The sequence below is a fragment of the Streptomyces sp. NPDC030021 genome (assembly GCF_055574035.1).
In genome coordinates this window covers 109,173-123,984 of the sequence record NZ_JBVIAH010000003.1, presented here as the reverse complement: position 1 = coordinate 123,984, position 14,812 = coordinate 109,173, and the positions used below count along the sequence as shown (strand labels likewise).

The 14,812-nt window shown below is 75.4% G+C and carries 15 protein-coding genes and 1 pseudogene; 5 read left to right on the top strand and 11 right to left on the bottom strand.

The window, feature by feature from the left end; translation table 11 throughout:
- Window positions 1–40 precede the first annotated feature (40 nt).
- The 6 genes from ACZ4YL_RS06655 to ACZ4YL_RS06630 form a co-directional block, all read right to left on the bottom strand.
- Window positions 41–1,297 (bottom strand): HEXXH motif domain-containing protein, encoded by a 1,257-nt coding sequence (locus ACZ4YL_RS06655; protein ID WP_468114255.1) that lies wholly within the window; start codon window positions 1,295–1,297, stop codon window positions 41–43.
- A complete protein-coding gene (locus ACZ4YL_RS06650; protein WP_468114254.1) occupies window positions 1,294–2,796 on the bottom strand; it encodes an FxsB family cyclophane-forming radical SAM/SPASM peptide maturase in 1,503 nt (500 codons plus the stop codon). Before ACZ4YL_RS06650 ends, ACZ4YL_RS06655 begins: the two co-directional genes overlap by 4 nt.
- 143 nt (window positions 2,797–2,939) lie before the next feature.
- A complete protein-coding gene (fxsA, locus tag ACZ4YL_RS06645; protein WP_382541979.1) occupies window positions 2,940–3,134 on the bottom strand; it encodes an FxSxx-COOH cyclophane-containing RiPP peptide in 195 nt (64 codons plus the stop codon).
- Window positions 3,135–3,245: 111 nt separating this feature from the next.
- Window positions 3,246–6,524, bottom strand: coding sequence for an SAV_2336 N-terminal domain-related protein (locus ACZ4YL_RS06640; protein WP_468114252.1), 3,279 nt, complete (start codon window positions 6,522–6,524; stop codon window positions 3,246–3,248).
- A 6-nt stretch (window positions 6,525–6,530) separates the two neighbouring features.
- Window positions 6,531–7,559 carry an AAA family ATPase gene (locus tag ACZ4YL_RS06635; RefSeq protein ID WP_468114250.1) on the bottom strand — a complete coding sequence of 343 codons (1,029 nt, stop codon included), beginning with the start codon at window positions 7,557–7,559 and terminating at the stop codon, window positions 6,531–6,533.
- A 43-nt stretch (window positions 7,560–7,602) separates the two neighbouring features.
- Window positions 7,603–9,786 (bottom strand): VMAP-C domain-containing protein, encoded by a 2,184-nt coding sequence (locus tag ACZ4YL_RS06630; protein ID WP_468114248.1) that lies wholly within the window; start codon window positions 9,784–9,786, stop codon window positions 7,603–7,605.
- A 105-nt stretch (window positions 9,787–9,891) separates the two neighbouring features.
- On the opposite strand from ACZ4YL_RS06630, the gene ACZ4YL_RS06625 reads away from it, so the two are divergent.
- Window positions 9,892–10,080: a DUF6104 family protein gene (locus ACZ4YL_RS06625; protein ID WP_030009408.1), complete on the top strand. Its 189-nt coding sequence runs from the start codon at window positions 9,892–9,894 to the stop codon at window positions 10,078–10,080.
- 121 nt (window positions 10,081–10,201) lie between these two features.
- Window positions 10,202–10,570, top strand: a complete 369-nt coding sequence (locus ACZ4YL_RS06620; protein WP_468114246.1) for a hypothetical protein — start codon at window positions 10,202–10,204, stop codon at window positions 10,568–10,570.
- Window positions 10,571–10,575: 5 nt separating this feature from the next.
- Here the strand turns inward: ACZ4YL_RS06620 and ACZ4YL_RS06615 are convergent, their stop codons facing one another.
- The 3 genes and pseudogenes from ACZ4YL_RS06615 to ACZ4YL_RS06605 form a co-directional block, all read right to left on the bottom strand.
- Window positions 10,576–10,779, bottom strand: a complete 204-nt coding sequence (locus ACZ4YL_RS06615; RefSeq protein WP_468114244.1) for a hypothetical protein — start codon at window positions 10,777–10,779, stop codon at window positions 10,576–10,578.
- Window positions 10,780–10,871: 92 nt separating this feature from the next.
- Complete coding sequence (locus tag ACZ4YL_RS06610; protein WP_468114853.1) at window positions 10,872–11,261, bottom strand: hypothetical protein; 390 nt, start codon at window positions 11,259–11,261, stop codon at window positions 10,872–10,874.
- A 239-nt stretch (window positions 11,262–11,500) separates the two neighbouring features.
- Window positions 11,501–11,635, bottom strand: a pseudogene (locus tag ACZ4YL_RS06605) (helix-turn-helix domain-containing protein); the annotation flags it as partial.
- Between the two features lie 101 nt (window positions 11,636–11,736).
- Here ACZ4YL_RS06605 and ACZ4YL_RS06600 point away from each other — a divergent pair.
- On the top strand, window positions 11,737–12,294 hold the full coding sequence (locus tag ACZ4YL_RS06600) for a flavoprotein (protein ID WP_406085051.1): 558 nt from the start codon (window positions 11,737–11,739) through the stop codon (window positions 12,292–12,294).
- Between the two features lie 99 nt (window positions 12,295–12,393).
- Here the strand turns inward: ACZ4YL_RS06600 and sodN are convergent, their stop codons facing one another.
- The gene (gene sodN, locus ACZ4YL_RS06595; protein ID WP_030009413.1) at window positions 12,394–12,789 is read right to left on the bottom strand and encodes a superoxide dismutase, Ni; all 396 of its coding nucleotides are present in this window, start codon (window positions 12,787–12,789) and stop codon (window positions 12,394–12,396) included.
- Between the two features lie 171 nt (window positions 12,790–12,960).
- On the opposite strand from sodN, the gene sodX reads away from it, so the two are divergent.
- Window positions 12,961–13,383 (top strand): nickel-type superoxide dismutase maturation protease, encoded by a 423-nt coding sequence (gene sodX, locus ACZ4YL_RS06590; RefSeq protein WP_468114242.1) that lies wholly within the window; start codon window positions 12,961–12,963, stop codon window positions 13,381–13,383.
- On the opposite strand, the gene ACZ4YL_RS06585 is transcribed toward sodX, so the two are convergent.
- Complete coding sequence (locus tag ACZ4YL_RS06585) at window positions 13,287–13,916, bottom strand: CGNR zinc finger domain-containing protein (RefSeq protein WP_314243938.1); 630 nt, start codon at window positions 13,914–13,916, stop codon at window positions 13,287–13,289. The two genes, sodX and ACZ4YL_RS06585, sit on opposite strands and share 97 nt — an antisense overlap.
- A gap of 82 nt (window positions 13,917–13,998) precedes the next feature.
- On the opposite strand from ACZ4YL_RS06585, the gene ACZ4YL_RS06580 reads away from it, so the two are divergent.
- Window positions 13,999–14,787, top strand: a complete 789-nt coding sequence (locus ACZ4YL_RS06580; protein ID WP_468114240.1) for a class I SAM-dependent methyltransferase — start codon at window positions 13,999–14,001, stop codon at window positions 14,785–14,787.
- Window positions 14,788–14,812: the final 25 nt, after the last annotated feature.

The following is a 14,812-nucleotide window of genomic DNA, read 5'->3' as shown; positions in this document are numbered from 1 at the left end:
GCGGTGGACGGGCTTGAAAGGTACCGCAGCGGACGGTCCGTCAGCCGTGTGCGAACGGCGCGAGTTCGGGGTGTGCCTCGCACCATGCGCGGCGTTCGCGGTCGACGGCGCGGCGGGCCGCGGTGTGCTGGTCGCCGGGGGGCGGCAGGTCGTCCATGGCGCGTTCGGCGACCCCCATCGCGTCGGTGAACTCCCGTCCCGCCGTGGTCAGTTCTTCGTGCGCCCGCAGGGTGGGCAGGACGGCGGCCACCTGTGCGCGGATCCGGGCGTGCTGGGCCCAGGCGCCGCGGGCCCCGTAGAGGGCGGCGCGCTGCCAGTACCCGGCGAGGGCCAGGTGGGCGTAGGCGCCGTGCAGCAGGCCCTCCAGGGGGCGGGGGTCGCTGCGCCAGGGGGCCCAGTGGCGGGGCGTGTGGTCGGCGGTGTGCAGGGTCAGTACGTCGGTGAGTGCGGTCAGTTTGCCGTGCTGGACCTCGTGGACGAGGGTCGCGGCGAGCGCGGGCGGGGCCTGGGCGCGGGCGAGTACGGAGCCTGCGGCCGCGGGGAGGGTGGCACCGCTGGAGCGGGACCCGCCGGCCAGCGGTACGACGGAGCGCAGCAGCTGGACGGTCTCCTCGGCGCGGATGGTGTCGTAGCGCTGGAGCAGGGTGAGCGCGCCGGACCACTGGGTGTCCCACCGCTTGTGACCCTTGGGGGTGAGCCGCCGGGCGGGGCGGACCGGGGTCGGCTGCGCGGGTCCGGGTGCCCGGTAGGGGTCGAGGTCGTCGAGGGCGGTCCGGCCGCCGGGCAGGGCGTGCAGGGGCACGGTGGCGGGGTCGTCGGGGTCCCAGGAGCGTTCGGAGAGGGCGAGCGGGCCGGGGCGGTCCGGGCGCAGCAGTCCGAGGGTGGGCAGGACGAGCCGGCCGTGCAGGGGCCGCAGGGTGTGGCTGAAGGGGATCCCGGCGCGCAGGGCGGCCGCGACGGCGAGGGCCCCGAGATGTCCGAGGTCGGGCGGGGGGCCGCAGGGGGCGTGCAGCCGGCGCAGGGTCTCCTCGGCCCACACCCCGGTGGCCGGGTAGTGCAGCACGTCGCGCACGGTGGCCGCGTCACGGCGCTCGGCCTCCTCCAGCAGGGCCCAGTGGTCGGCGGTCTCCCCGGACCGGCCGCCGGGGGCGGCGTCGAGGACCGCGCGCAGCAGGAGCAGGCGCTTGGAGCGGCGTACGTCGCGGACCAGGCGGGTGCCCTCCATGGAGGGTTCGGTGGAGGCGAGGGCGCGCAGGGTGGGCGAGGAGACGGTGAAGGTGGTGAGGGCGTCGGTCATGAGGCGACCGCCGGGGGGTGGACGGCGGGGGCTTCGGTCGCGCGGGCTCCGGTCGCGGGGGCTTCGGCGGCGGGGACGACGGGTGCGGGGGCCTCGGCGGCGGGCCGGGCGGTCTGCGCGGCCCGCTGGACGGCGGCGGCGATGTGCCGGATCAGGGGCTGGAGGTCGGCGCAGTACACGGACGGCTGGCGGAAGCCCTCGCCGGCGCGGTAGCGGTGCGGGTAGTGCCCTCCGCCGCACACGTCGACCAGCTCACAGGCGCGGCACCGGGCGGCGAGCGCGTCCCGGCCGAGCTGGCGGGCGGCGAGTCCGGGGTGGTCGAGGAGCTGGTCGAAGCTGTGGGTGTCGAGGGTCATCCCGGTCGCGGCGGCCCCCTCGTACGCGGATTTCAGCGAGTCGGCCTGTTCGATGGAGCCGTCGGTCTCGATCACGGCGGTGGCGGCGGGCGTGAGCCCGAGGGTCTCGGTGGTGGTGGGCAGGCCGAGCAGCAGGGCGATGATCTCCTCGAAGAGCCGGATCCGGGTGCGCCGTACGCCGTCGTGCCACCAGCGCTCGAAGACGGCGAGAAGCCAGTCCGCGTACGGGGTCCGGCCCGGCTGGTGGCCGGGGGGCGGATCGCTCCAGTTCGCGAGCGGCAGGAGCAGCCCGATGCTGGGCGGGGCGAAGGCGAGCAGGGACTCGTAGGTCTCCACCGGGTCGTGGTCGAGATCGACGACGCAGAGCACCCCGGCGTAGCTCTGCGGATGGCGGGCCAGCAGCCGCAGGCCGCGGGCGGCGGACGCGAAGCCGGGCCGTCCGGCGTGGTCCACCCGGCGGGTGTTGTGCACGGGCAGCCCGCCGTCGAGGCTGACGCCGACGCGGATCCCGGCGGCGGCCAGGGCCGCGAGGCGGCCGCGGGTGAGCAGGGTGCCGTTGGTCTGGACGGTGGCGGTGACCCGGGTGCGCGGGGCCGCCGCGGCCACGGCGGCCCGGACGGCATCGACGGGCGCGGCCAGTTGGGTGGGGGCGGTGAGCAGCGGTTCGCCGCCGTGCAGGACGAGGTCGATCCGGGGCAGGTCGTGGGCGGCGGCGTGCTCGGCGATCCGCTGGGCGGCGCGGGCGGTGGTGGCGGGGTTCATGGCGGGCGGCTGGTCGCGCCAGCCCTGGTCTGCCATCTCGTAGACGTAGCAGTAGGTGCAGGCGAGGTTGCAGCGGCTGCGGGTCTTGAGGACGAACTGGCGTATCGGGTGGGGCCGGCGGCCGGCGGCCCGCGCGGCGGCCACGTCGAGCCGGGTGTAGGGCCAGGGCGCGTACCGGGCGTGGCGCAGCCGCTGGCCGGCCGCCTCGTCGGCGTGCGGGGCGGGACGCGCACCGGCGTGCGGGGCGGGACGCGCGTCGGCGAGCTGGGCGGGGTCGGCGTGCGGGGCGGGGTCGGCGTGCGCGGTGCGGTCAGGGGGCGCGGTGGGGTCGGGGCCGCCGGGTGCGGGCAGCGGAGTTCCGCTCGTGACCGCTCGCCGCATCGCCGCACCTCCCTCCCCCGGCAACAGCCGCCCGGGGACACCCCGGCGGACGGTCCATCCCTGCCCTGGGGACGGTCCCGGCTAACGGCGGAAAGTGGTCAACTCGGTTTCAAGGTAGGACGGATCAGGCATGGTGCCTGCGATCAGGCCACGCTGGAGTCGAAGGCGTTGAGGATCTCCGCGGGATGGGTCACCCGCTCGACCATGCCCTCGATCACCCTGGCCAGCACGGGATGGTCGATCCCGCGCAGCGCCGCCAGGTCCAGCCCGGAGAGATCCGGCAGCCGCCCCGGACATCCCGGGGTCGCCGCCGCCACTTCCTGCTGCTTCGTCGCCATGTGCCGCCGGGCCCCCTGTCGCGTCGCACACCGGATGGTCAACTTCCCTTTCCCGTCGGCCGGTCCGTGGAAACGGCGGTCCCCGGCCCGGCCTCGCCCCGGGCCCGGGCGTCAGAGCCCGGCCTCCAGGGCCAGGATCCGCGCGCGGACCGCCTCCGAGCGCCCTGCGGCGCCCTCGCGGGTCCGCGTCCACAGCTCCAGCGCCGAGCGGTACGCGTCCAGGGCCGCGCGGGGCCGGGCGAGGCGTTCCAGCACGTCCCCGCGCAGCTGCTGTACGCGGGCGGCCAGCTGGACGGCGGTGTCCTCGCGCTCCTCCACGTCGGCCTCCAGGGCGGCCCGCCAGGCCCGCCGGTAGGAGTCCGCCGCCCGGTCGAGGCGCTCCAGCGCCCGGGTGTGGCCGTGGATCTCCTGCTGGACGTCGCCGTGGTCCCGCCAGATGCGGGCCTGTTCCAGCGGGTTGCGGCTGTGCCGGACGGCCAGCTCCAGCAGGTACTCGGCCTCCCGCAGGTCCACCGGGTCGCCCTCGTACGTGTGCCGCAGCCGCAGCCCGGTGGCCAGCCGCAGGAGCCGGTGGGCCGCACCGGGGTCGGACTGCGGGACCGCGGCCCGGCTCTCGCGCAGGACGCGTACGGCGGCCCCGGTGAACCGCCGGCCGTCGGTGGCCCGGGCCCGGTCCAGGAGTACGTCGCCCCACTCGGGCAGCAGTTCCCCGAAGGCCTCCGCGTCGCGGGGGATCAGCCGGCGGGCCCGGGCGTACGCCTCGGCCGCGTCCTCCAGTGCCGTCGGGTCGGCGTCCCGCGCGTACCGCTCCCGGTGCACACGCGCCAGGCACACCAGGGCGGCCACCCGCAGTTCCGGGTCCCCGCCCGCCTCGGCCAGGGCCGCGGCCAGCTGCCCGGCGGCCTCCTCCAGCCGGCCGGGGAGGTGGCGCAGCGCGTCGGCGAGCTCCACCCGTACCTGGGCGGTGCCCGGGCCGGTGCGGCCGTGGGCACCGGGCGTGGCGGTCAGGGCCGCGGCCAGGCGGGCCGCGGCCTGTGCGGCCAGGGCCGTGCGCTCGGCCGGGTCCGGGGTGCGGGGCAGCAGGGCCAGCAGGACGCGGCCCAGGGCCAGGTGGAGCTCGGGGTACGGGGCCGGGCCGCCGTCCGTGGCGCCGTCCGGGCCGCCGTCCCCGCCGCCGTCCCCGCCGCCGTCCGTGCCGGGTGCCGCGGCAGGGTCTGCGCCCGGTGCCCCGCCCGCCAGGGGTTCGAGGGCCGCCCGGGCCTCGCGCAGCGCGCCCGCCTCGTCCCGGAGCCCGCTCAGCCGGATCAGGGTCTCCGCGCGCCGCACCGCGCAGTCCCGGCGCAGTTCCGGGTCGGCCGCGGCTCCGGCCGCCGCGAACTCCATGTCCGCCGCCGCCAGCAGCTCCGCGTCCGGTCCGGCGGCCAGCGCCCGCTCGTACAGCACCCGGCCGAGCACCGCCCCCGCCCGCGCCGTCCGCAGCCCGGTCACGGCCCGTTCCGCCTCGGCCAGGAGCTCCGGGTCCCGCTGGGCCGCCCACAGCCGCAGCAGCGCCCCCGCCAGCTCGGTCTCCGCCTCCTCCGGGGGATCGCCGGGTCCCGCCGGGGCCGTCACCGCCCGCCGGAGCACCGCCACGGCCTCGTACAGCGCCCGCGCGCCGCCGTCCCCGTCGGCGTCGGCGTCCGCGAGCCGGTCCCGGGCGGCGCGCACCGCCCCGGCCCGGGTGGGCACCGGGGCCGCGGCGGGCCGGCGTACCGCGGGGCCCTGCTGCGGCATCCCGGGCAGGTAGCGCCGTACGACTTTGGCCGAAACCTGTGCGAAGGCCTGCGGGAGCCGCCCCTCGGGCGCCCGCTCGTCCTCCTCGGGTCCGGGGTCGGCGACCGCCGGCGGGGTCCCGGTCAGCTGGGAGACGGCGAGCGCGGGGAAGTTCCGTACGCCCCGGCCGAAGTGCGCCAGCACGTACTCCGAGCAGTGCTTGAGCACCAGCGCGGCCTCGTCCCGCCCCAGCGGCCCCAGCAGTACGTCCTGCACCCCGGGGACGAATTCGTACCAGTGCCCCGGCCCCGGCCCGCTGCGCCGCAGCAGCCCGCTCAGCAGCACCTCCGCCAGGTCGGAGGGTTCGGAGTCCGGCAGCATCGTGCGCTGCACCAGCCGCATCACGGGCAGCGTCAGCGGCGCCGCCGACAGGTACACCGCGAGCTGTACGGCCCGGGGCGCGGCCGAGGAGCGGAACCGCGCCACCAGTTCGCGCGGCGGCCGCACCGCACGCGGCGGCGGCACGGGCGCGGCCGGATGGTCGGCCAGTACCCGGCCCACCTCGGCCGGTACGGGCCCGGCCGTCAGCCCGGCCAGCAGCCGGGCCCACGCCCCGAGGGCGGTCGCGCTCGGCGGCAGCACCGGCACCGTCAGCCCGCCCGTGGGCCGCCCGGGCAGCGGCGGCCGGTCCGGCCGGAACGTGAGCTTCTGCCCGCCGCCCTCCGGCCGGGTGAGCGTGCCCCGCTCGGTGGGCAGCCAGCTGCGCCCCCACAGCCGCTGCGGGAGCGGCTGGACGACCATGCACGGGGTGCACTCGGCCCACCGGTGCAGCAGCCGCTGCGCCGTGCCCTCGCGCCACAGCGGCCCGGCGCAGTCGGAGACCAGCATGGTCAGGGCCCGGCCGGTCGGGTCCCGCAACTGGTCACCGGAGCGCAGGCCGGAGGCGCGTACGCAGCCGGGTGCGGGGCTGCGGCCGAGCGCGGCCGTGCCGTCGGTGAGGCGGTGCAGATAGTGCACCTGGACGTCCCGGAAGGCACCCAACCGCTCGCACACGGACCGCAGTTCCTCGAACATGTCCTGCCAGACGGCCATCGACGGGGACGCGTCCATCACCAGCCGTACGGTCGCCTCGCGCCGGCTCGCCGGCCGGAGCACCGGGATGACCAGTCCGAGGGCGCGGGCGCTGGCCTCGGCGGTGGCCGCCTCGTCGATCACCAGCCGGGTGGGCGGGCCGGGCGGGCGGTGCCGCTGGAGGGCGCGCAGGGCCCGCTGGATGTCCAGGATGCGGGGCAGCGCGGCGGCCCCGGGCACCCGTACGGGCACTCCGTACTCCTCGGGCGACTCCTGCGGCCGTTCCCCGTCGGCGCCGTCGGCCCGGGCCGCCCCGGGGGCGTAGAGCCCGACCGGAGCATCGGCCTCCGCATCTGCGCGTACGGGCTCGGCGGGCTCCCCGCCCGGATCCTCGGGCACGGTCTGCGGGCCGCCCGGCGCCGGCCCGCCCGGGGCGGCCTGCGCGGGCCCGCCGATGTGCCCGGCCAGCCACAGCGCGTCGGCGATCTCCCCGGCGGACGGGTCGAGCCCGGCGGCGCGCAGCAGCGCGGCCAGTTCACGGACGCCGGGCGCGCCGGCGGATGCCACGGCCGATCACCTCGGACGGTCGAGGCGCTGGATGAGCAGGTCCGCGAGGTCCTCCCGGGTGGGCGGGGCGGCGTAGTGGGTCAGGTAGACGGCGTTGAGCAGCTGGTCGGCGGCGACCAGCTCGGACTGGGAGCGGCTGAGGAACTCCCGGATCAGGTCGGCCCCGAGGCGGGCGGCCTCCTCGCCGAGATGGGCGCGGACCATGGTGGCGAGCCGTTTCTCGCCGGGCTGCCCGAGCTTCAGCTGGATGCAGCGGCGCAACAGGGCGGCGGGGAAGTCCCGTTCCCCGTTGCTGGTCAGGATGATGAACGGGAAGGCCCGGCAGCGCACGCGGCCGCCGCGGACGGTGACCTTGGTCCCGTCGTCGGTGAGCACCTGGACCTCGGGTTCGCTGTCGGCGACCCGTTCCAGCTCGGGGAGGGCGAACTCCCCTTCCTCCAGCACGTTCAGCAGGTCGTTGGGGAGGTCGATGTCGCTCTTGTCGAGCTCGTCGATGAGCAGGACGCGGGGCCGGGCGGTCGGCAGCAGGGCGGTGCCGAGGGGCCCGAGCCGGATGTACTTCCCGATGCCGGGGGCCCCGGTGTCCGCGGCGGCGGCCGGGCCGCCTCCGCCGCTCGCGGCGATCTGGACGTCCTGCAGCCGGGCCAGCGCGTCGTACCGGTACAGGCCGTCCTGGAGCACGGTGCGGGACACCACCGGCCACCGGAGCACGCGCCCCAGCTTCAGCTCGTGGGCGACGGCGTGCGCGAGGGTGGACTTCCCGGTGCCGGGGAAGCCGGTCACGAGCAGCGGCCGCCGCAGGTAGAGGGCCGCGTTGATGGCCTCCAGCTCCTCCGGTTCCGGCCGGTGCAGCTCGGCGGCCTGCCGGTGCGCCCCGAGCCGGCGGGCCACGTTGCCGTCGGCGGCCTGGGCCGGACCGCCCGGCTCCGCCACGGGGCCGCCGTCGAAGTCCCGCCAGGGCGGCGGGTCGGGCAGGGCGTCGATCCCGTCGTGGGGCTCGCCCACCCCGCGGTATATGAGCCACTCGTCATTCATGGTGCTCCTGCTCCCTCCCTCGCGTCGTCCGTGCCGGCCTCCGTCACAGGTCGCCCTGGAGGGGCTCCTCGTCCGGCAGCGGCCGCGCCGGGTCCTCCCACACCAGCCCCGTCCCGGCCGCCCAGTAGGCGTCGGGATCCGCCCCGTAGGCCCGCCCCCGCAGGTTCTGCAGGCGTACCGGGAGCACCTCCGCCCGCCCGGCGTCGGCCAGTTCCTCGCGCAGCCCTCGGTGGAAGGGCGCGCACGAGGCCCCCGGGTCCGGCGGTGGCCGCCGGGTCACCACCACCCCGTACCCGGCGTCCCGTACCGCGTGCAGCGACCCGAGCGTGGGCTCCTGGTCGGCCGCCCGGCAGTGCACCGGCACGGTGTTGTCGGGGAGTCCGGTCAGCCATTCGGTGGCGGGGCTGCGCGGGCGCCCCCGTATGCAGTCGGCGCGTTCGTCCTGCAGCGGTCCCGCCTGGACCCGCGCCCAGCGGGTGGACGCGTCGGTGCCCTCGCGGTCGGCGGGGTGCTCCCTGGCCCCGCCCGGGCCGACGCCGCCCGGGCTCGCGGCGACCGGGCTCGCGGCAGCCGGGTTCGCGGCAGCCGGGTTCGCGCCGGCGGGGTGCCGCAGGACCACCGGCCGCTGCACGCCGAGCGGCAGGCCGCCCGCCACCACCCATTCGTCCACCGCTAGCCCGAACAGCGCGGGGGCCACGGCCACTTCGAGCAGGGCCGCCGCCTCGTGGGTGTCGCAGCGCCGGAAGCCCTCGGCGAGCGGGGCCCGTAAGGCCTCCGGCAGGCTCGCCAGGGTGGCCCGTACGCCCGAGTCCACGGGTGTCACCCGCCCGGTGTGCGCGGGACCGGCCAGCACCGAGACCCGCCAGTCGTAGACGTCCTCCCAGCCGTGCGCCCAGACCTCCAGCAGCACCGAGGCTCCGGGCGGCAGCCCGCCGGACCGCCGGGCCGGGCCGTGCGCCGTCCGCCCGGCCGAGGCCCGGCGGCGCCGCTCGCGCTCGGCGAGGCCCCGCTCGTGGCGCTCGCCGAGCTCGCGCCGCAGCGGCCGCCACAGCCGCTCGGCCGTGGCCCGTACCCAGTCCCACAGCTCCTCGTCCGCGCCCGGCGTGGCCGGCTCCCGGTACTCGGCCACGCTCACGTCCGTCGCGTACCGGAGCATCGCTGCGGCCTCGCCCGTCCCGCCCGGCGGGTCGTGCAGCAGCCCCAGCCCGTCGCGCCAGCTCAGCGGGGCCGGCGGCAGCGGGTCCGGCTCCTCGCCGCGCGCCTCCTCGACCAGGGCGCGTACGACCTCGGAGGAGCCGGGCGGGGGCAGTTCGGCCAGCAGCCCGTACAGGGTGGTGCGCTCGCCGGGGGTGAGCCGGCCCCGGCCGGCGTACGGGTCGCCCTCCTCCGGCGGGAGCTCGCCGTGCACGTCCGTCCAGGTCCGGCGGTTGTCGAGATCGCTGAGGTGCTGGTCGTAGTGGTACAGGTCGTGGGCCTGCATGATCCGGCGGTAGAGCCCGACCTGGCCCCGCGCGGCCATCGGCAGGGTGCGCAGCTGCACGACGGAGACGGCGAGCCCGCCACCCCCCGTCTGCCGCCGGGCCTTGAGCACGCCGACGACCTCGCCGCGGGCGAGGTCCACCACGGGCCCGCCGGACATGCCGGGCTCGATCTCGTCGTCGTCGCCGAGCCGGATGGCCGCGCCGTTCCCGGCGGTGCCGCGCAGCCGGGTGGTGCGGCCGGTGATCTCGGGGGTGCCGAGGTCCTCGGTGCAGCCGAAGTAGGCGACCTCGTCGAAACGCGGTCTGGAGCGGTCGGTCAGCCACACGCAGGCGTGCGAGACGGGAGCCAGCACCCTGACCAGCGCGAGGTCGGGCAGGTCCCACAGTGCCTGCCGGCCGGGCCGCCGCTCTTCCAGCCGCTCGGGCAGGACGCACTCCACGCGCCCGGTGACCGTGCCGGTGATGCTCCCGGCGGAAAAGGTGATGCCGACCTCGCGTCCCGTCAGACGCACCGCAGCACCCCCTTCGCCGACCACGTGCGCGCACGTCAGGACCCAGCCGGGGGCGATGAAGAAGCCGCTCCCCCACGTGGGACCGGTCCGATGACTGCGAGGGTTGTCATACCCGCCCGGCGGGGCGTGGACGCGTACGGTCGCCGCCTGGACGAGGGGCTCCAGAAGCTCGAAGGCGCGCGCGGACCCGGTCGTGCGCCCGTCCGTCATCCGCACCCCCCGCTCGTTGGGCATCCAGGCTAGACCCGGGGAGGGCGCAGGCGGGAGGTCTCGCCTTAAGGCGGATTATCCTGGCGGGAAACACCCCCTGCACACCCCCATCACGGCACGGAGCCCGACTTGTACTTCACCGATCGCGGCATCGAGGAGCTGGAGAAGCGGCGCGGCGAGGAGGAGGTCACCTTCGAGTGGCTCGCCGAGCAGCTGCGCACCTTCGTCGACCTGAACCCGGACTTCGAGGTCCCGGTGGAACGCCTGGCCACGTGGCTGGCCCGGCTGGACGACGACGAGGACGCGGACGACGAGTGACCCCCGGGGGTCCGGGCACCGGCCTTCGGGCCCGGCCCGGACCCCGCTCGTACTGGCCGGTTCTGTCCGCCGCCACCGAATTCCGTCGGCTCCGGCGCCGCCGCCGGGCACCATGGGTCCGGTGAAGGACCTCCCGCCCGGCCTGCCGCCGGCCCACTCGCGCAAGTGGCACAACCGCCGCTGGTGGGACCAGCTGGGCTACCTGCGCGTGCGCTCCTTGGGGAACCCGCAGTGGCCCCGGGACATGCCGTGGCTGATCACGTGGCTGCGACGCGAACGCTCGACGGCCCTCCCCGCGGATCAGGGCCTCTACGACGAGGCGATCGCCGCAGCCCAGAGCTACGCACGCGTCCCCCGGCGTTCACCGGAGGCCGAACGCGCATGGGACCGGCTCCTGGAGCCGGTGGACGAGCTGCTGACGAGACGCCAGACCAGACACCTGGCCACGACCCACGCAGCCCGGACCGGGCAGTCCGACGCAGGCTCCTGACCGGCTCAGAGGCCGCCGACGACGACGTCGAGCACGGCGCGGGCGGAGACGAGGAGCGGCGCCACCTCGCGGATCCGGGCGATCAGGCCCTCCTCCGTACGGGTGCGCTGCCAGCAGCTCACCGGGTCGTGGTGGACGCTCCACGCGTAGTGGCAGAAGCGGCAGTGGGCCATGGGACCGCCGTACTTGATCGCGATCGGGGCCGGCAAGCCGCATCCGGTGCAGGGCGCGTGCGCCCTCGTGCACTCCCTGTCGGGGTGCGCGTCGGACACCTCGGCCTCCGGGCGATCCGGGCGGCCCGTCACCTCTCCACCACCTCGGCGAGCCGTGCCGCGCCCACGCGGACGAGCAGCCGGACGGCGGCGACCCTGCAGAAGTACGCCCCCGGGCCGGGGGCCGAGGCCCAGTAGAGGGTCCGGCCGGGCCCGACCCGGTCCCGGCCGATGTCGGGCACCCCGAGGTGGGTGCCGTGGCCGAGGCACTCGACGGCGCTCCGGGGCTGCCAGCCCTCCCCCGTGCCCGGCTCGACGAGTGCGTAGCGGTTGCGGCCGCGCGCGTCGCGGATCACGGGTCCCTCCAGGGCCAGGGTGAGCGCGAGGTCCACGACACGGTCCGCGGAGCTCTCGACGGCCGCGTGCGCGAGGGCGTCGGGGATGCGCACGGCTTCGAAGCGGGCCCCGAACGGCAGCACGGCGCACGAACGGTGGCACACAACCGGTCGGCTGCAGTCACGAGATCGTCCAGTGGGCGGGCTGTGACGTCCGGGTCATGGCCGAGGTCGTACAGGGCGAGCGCATCGCGAATCGGCCGCACGAGCGCCTCTCGGCGATCCTGTTGGATGGTGCTGACGTGAGGCTGTCCCGTCAGCACCGAAGGAGCGATCCGCAGGGCTTTGGCAACCGCGGCGAGGAAAGCTTCGGTGGCGGGCCTGGCGCCGCACTCAACCTGATTCAGCAGGCTGTAGGAGTATGGGATCAGCTCGGCCAGTTGCTTCTGCGTGAGGTGAGCCAGCCGCCGCTGTGCGCGGATGCGGGATCCTGGGTGGTCATCACCGAAAGTGCGCATACCGGACGCTCCCGTTTCTGGCTTGTCGCCAGGAAACCGTACCCCGATCCACCCCCGGACCACCTGCGATCGGGTGCGGGCCCTGTGGTCAACTGGGAGCCATGACGCGCACCTTGTACCTCTTCGGGTCGGCCGCTCCGCCCGTGTTCGACGTCGCCCGCGTGATCGAGGAGGCACAGTCTCGGGGGTGGGACGTGTGCCTCGGCCTGACGCCGACGGCCGCCGACTGGCTCGCAGAAGGGCTCGACGGCCTGGCCGCGCTCACCGGGCATCCTGTCCGCAGTCGCTACAAGCGGCCGGGAGAGGCGGACGTATGGCCGACGGCCGACGCAATCCTCGTTGCCCCGGCCACGTTCAACACGATCAACGGTTGGGCGCTAGGACTCACGGACCGGTTCGTCGTCGGCGTGGTAGCCGAAGGTATCGGCAAAGGGATCCCGCTGGCCGTCATGCCGTGCGTGAACGCCGCCTACGTCCAGCACCCCCAGTTCGACCAGAGCATCGCGACGCTGCGTAACGCCGGCGTGCGGGTGCTCTACGGCGAGGGCGGCTTCGTGCCCAACCTGCCCGGGCAGGGGCGCGCGGCGGCATACCCGTGGGATTTGGCGCTGGACGCCGTGGACGGACTGAGTCGGCCCGGTCGGCAGGACGCCCCGTAGGGGCCGCGCATGACACCGGCCCGGCCGCTCTGAGCGGTCGGGCCGGTGTCATGTGCGCTCCGGTACAGGAGCGCGGGGAGGTGCCTCGGGCGCCCAGGATCAGGCGGCCTTGGTCTCCCAGAAGATGCGGTCGATCTCGGCGATGAGCTCAAGAGCCTTCGCGCCGGTCGCCGGGTCGTTCGACGCCTTGGCGGCCGAGAGGGCCTTCAGGGTGTCGTTGACCAGGGTGTGCAGCTGCGGGTACTTCTCGAAGTGCGGGGGCTTGAAGTAGTCGCTCCACAGCACCGAGACGTGGTGCTTGGCGAGCTCGGCGCGCTGCTCCTTGATGGTGATGGCGCGCGCGCGGAAGTCGGCGTCTTCGTTGGCCTGGTACTTCTCCTGCACGGCCTTGACGGACTCGGCCTCGATGCGGGCCTGGGCAGGGTCGTACACGCCGCACGGAAGATCGCAGTGGGCGGAGACCTTCGCCTTGGGGGCGAAGAGGCGGGAAAGCATGGAGTGTGTCCTCCTCGTGATCGTCTTCTCAAGGGGGAGATTACTCGCTGAACAACCGGATTTCGCGGGCGCCCCCATGGGCTTAGGACAAAAGTCCAGGGGCGCGGCCGGACCGGTGAGCGAATGTACGGACCCGTGCGGCAGCATGCGGGGGTGACGAGGAGGACACGCATGGTGGAGATCGGGCGCCCGCGGAAGCGGTTCGAGGTGGTGGAGGTGACGGGGGCGTCGATGGTGCCCACGCTGCTGAACGGGGACCGGCTGGTGGTCCGGTACGGGGCTGCCGTACGGCCGGGCGACGTGGTCGTGCTGCGGCATCCGCTCCAGCAGGACCTGCTGGTGGTCAAGCGCGCGGTGGAGCGGCGGCCGGGCGGCAGCTGGTGGGTGCTCGGCGACAACCCGTACAACGAGACCGGTGACAGCACCGTCTACGGCGCGGTGCCGGCGGAGCTGGTGCTGGCGACGGCGGTGCTGCGTTTCCGGCCGCGCGAGGAGGATCAGCGTTCGCTGAGGGCCCGGCTGTCCTGGGCGGTCTCGGCGCTGCGCCCGCTGCGGGCGGACTCCTCGGCCTCCAGCCGCTTGCGGGCGCGGTAGGCGGCTACGTTCGCCCGGGTGGCGCATCGGTCGGAGCAGTAGCGCCGGGAGCGGTTGGTGGAGGTGTCGAGGTAGGCGTTGCGGCAGGGCGCGGCCTGGCACAGGCCAAGGCGGTCGGGGCCGTGCTCGGTGAGGGCGAAGGCCAGGCCCATGGCGGCCATGGCGGCGTAGCCCGCGGAGGCGTTCGAGGGGTGCTCGGCGAGGTGGATGTGCCAGTCGGGGCGGCCGTCGTCGGCGAGGGTCTCGTGGCCGGACACCTGGGGGCTGACGGGGAACTCCATGAGCAGCGAGTTCAGCAGGTCGACCGCGAGGACCTCGTCGCCGCCGTCGGCTGCCTCGAAGACGGAGCGCAGGCGGCCGCGGACGTTGCGGAAGCGGGTGACGTCACCGTCGGTGACGCGGCGCGCCATCTGCTGACTTGCGCCGAACAGGGCGCGGACGGCGTCCACCGAGGTGAGCGCGTCCTTGTTGCGGGCCGGCTCCTCGGTGTTGACCAGGCGCACGGCGAAGTCCGAGTAATGGGCCAGTTCCACTTGTAGTCCTTACGGCTGCGGATTAATGTCTCCGGTAACGGCTGAGACGTCTTCGAGGGTATTACGTATGGAGGGGTTCGGGATGACGGATACGGCGGATACGGCGGATACGACCGAAGCGACGGGCACGACCGACTGGCAGGCCTGGCAGGACAGCTGGGACCGGCAGCAGGAGTGGTACATGCCCGACCGCGAGGAGCGGTTCCGCGTGATGCTGGACATGGTCGGGGCACTGGTGGGACCCGCCCCCCGGGTGCTGGATCTCGCATGCGGTACGGGAAGTATTACGGACCGCGTCCTCAGGCGGTTCCCGCAAGCCACCAGTACGGGCGTCGATCTCGACCCCGCCCTGTTGACCATCGCCGAGGGCCACTTCGCGGGGGACGCGCGGGTCACCTTGGTGACCGCCGACCTCAAGGACCCCGACTGGCGCGCCGCCCTCCCCCACGACAGCTACGACGCCGTCCTGACGGCCACCGCCCTGCACTGGCTGCCGAGCAAGGAGCTGGCCGTCCTGTACGGGCAGCTCGCACCGCTCCTGGCCCCGGGCGGGGTGTTCATGAACGCCGACCACATGCCCGACCCGGCCACCCCGCGCATCGACGCCGCCGAGCACGCCCACCGGCACGCCGGCATGGACCGGGCCAAGGCGGCCGGAGCGGTGGACTGGCGCGAGTGGTGGGCGCTGGCGGGCGCCGAACCGGCCCTGGCCGAGCAGGTGAAGCAGCGCTTCGAGATCTACGGGGAGCACGCGGACGGCGACACCCCCTCCGAGGCCTGGCACGCCGAGACCCTGCGCGCCGCGGGCTTCGCGGAGGCCCGTACGGTCTGGCGCTCCCCCTCGGACGCGCTGGTCCTAGGTCTGAAGTAGGGACCTTGGAACGGCTGAGGGGCGG

Bases quoted from the DNA above. Each gene is read 5' to 3' on its own strand.
- ACZ4YL_RS06630 (WP_468114248.1), bottom strand. From the start codon at position 9,786: ATGCCCAACGAGCGGGGGGTGCGGATGACGGACGGGCGCACGACCGGG.
- ACZ4YL_RS06600 (WP_406085051.1), top strand. From the start codon at position 11,737: ATGACGCGCACCTTGTACCTCTTCGGGTCGGCCGCTCCGCCCGTGTTC.
- fxsA (WP_382541979.1), bottom strand. From the start codon at position 3,134: ATGGCGACGAAGCAGCAGGAAGTGGCGGCGGCGACCCCGGGATGTCCG.
- ACZ4YL_RS06635 (WP_468114250.1), bottom strand. From the start codon at position 7,559: ATGAATGACGAGTGGCTCATATACCGCGGGGTGGGCGAGCCCCACGAC.
- ACZ4YL_RS06655 (WP_468114255.1), bottom strand. From the start codon at position 1,297: ATGACCGACGCCCTCACCACCTTCACCGTCTCCTCGCCCACCCTGCGC.
- sodX (WP_468114242.1), top strand. From the start codon at position 12,961: ATGGTGGAGATCGGGCGCCCGCGGAAGCGGTTCGAGGTGGTGGAGGTG.
- ACZ4YL_RS06650 (WP_468114254.1), bottom strand. From the start codon at position 2,796: ATGCGGCGAGCGGTCACGAGCGGAACTCCGCTGCCCGCACCCGGCGGC.
- ACZ4YL_RS06580 (WP_468114240.1), top strand. From the start codon at position 13,999: ATGACGGATACGGCGGATACGGCGGATACGACCGAAGCGACGGGCACG.
- sodN (WP_030009413.1), bottom strand. From the start codon at position 12,789: ATGCTTTCCCGCCTCTTCGCCCCCAAGGCGAAGGTCTCCGCCCACTGC.